Annotated in this window: 1 protein-coding gene; it reads right to left on the bottom strand. The window is 36.0% G+C overall.

What is annotated here, in order from left to right:
* A partial coding sequence (locus tag F0000_RS27320; RefSeq protein WP_149627852.1) for an IS66 family transposase occupies window positions 1–1,303 on the bottom strand: 1,303 nt, incomplete at its 3' end.
* Between the last annotated feature and the right edge of the window lie 77 nt (window positions 1,304–1,380).

Below are 1,380 nucleotides of genomic sequence, written 5' to 3' on the forward strand. Positions count from 1 at the left end.
ATTCTAATATAGATTGCTTATTCTTTCTAAGTGTTGAGATGTATCCCCTGATTCTGGAAAAGTAATGGATATGATCTTGTGATCGAAAACATCCCGACACTTTTTGTTTGACCTTGATCATCCTTAAATCACGTTCCGCCTGATTGTTATCAAAAGGCACTAAGGGTTGTTTGATAAATTCAAGAAAGAGGTATTTATGTTTTTCTAAAGCAAAAGCCAAACGTTGCTCATCAGTTTTCTTGAATTTCTTATCATAGCCTTTGATAATGGGCCGTATTGTTTTAGTAAAGGTGTTGAATGCCCTTGTATAATATGAAGATTTCAGATCAGGATCTTGCTCTTTCTTTTTCTTGGCACGTACTAGTAGTTTTCTTATTTTGGTTGCCCAGGGAGCATCAAAAGCTTCTTCTATATAAATCAGATCCCTCAAAATATGTGCGTTGCACAGGCTATGTCCACACTGATAACTAAAATAACTACTAAATCTATCATGAACAAGAGTGCCATTATAAGCATCTAGGATTCCGATATCATCCATGGCTTGTTTTCCTCTTTTTAAGTGATGGGCAAAAAAGCTAATGGTCTTAGTACTCATTACATGAATCCAACTATTCTTCCCATTGAGGCGGATACCTGTTTCGTCTGCATGTAATACTGGGCTTTGTAATAGGAGTTTACTAATATTCTGATCGTAGGACTTTAACTTATCATAACATTTCTTCTGAAAGTTGGAAAGGCTTCCTGTTGAGATTTGATGATTGGTAAGATCATATATCAACTCCTTAGTTCGATCAAAAGGGAGCATTTGATAATACTGTAAATACACACTAAAAGCTTTGATACGATTCCCATATTGTACTTGTTGCGTCAAATGTTCAGGGAAAGTTCCTTGATTTTCTTTGCTACAAAAAGAACATTTCTTTTTTACTCTGCGGTGTTCTGTAACCTCAATAGTAATGGGAGGAATATCAAATTCCTGTCGGGCGTCATACTCTGTGAACCCCAAAGGAAGATCCTCACCACAACTACAACAATGGACTACATCGTGAACAATAATGTTATCAACAACACTGGAAAACTCTAGTTTCTTACCCTTATGACCAATTTGTCCTCCAGGTTTTTTTAAAGATTTCTTCCGGAGAGTTTTAGGCTTCTTAAATGGGTCTTGAGAAGGGGCAACACTACTGTTGCCACTATTTTTTGGATGCTCATATTTAGACAATCGTAATTCCAGTTCTTTGACACGGGTAGTCAAGATGGTAACTTGTTCGAGAAGTTGGGCGATAAATTCCTTGTCTGTCATTAGGATTACTAAAATCTGAAATTTTAAACTAAATTCCAAATAATCAAAGGATAACAATACAATCCGGTGAATAGTTA

The organism is Aquimarina sp. RZ0 (genome assembly GCF_008370685.1).
Taxonomy (GTDB): domain Bacteria; phylum Bacteroidota; class Bacteroidia; order Flavobacteriales; family Flavobacteriaceae; genus Aquimarina.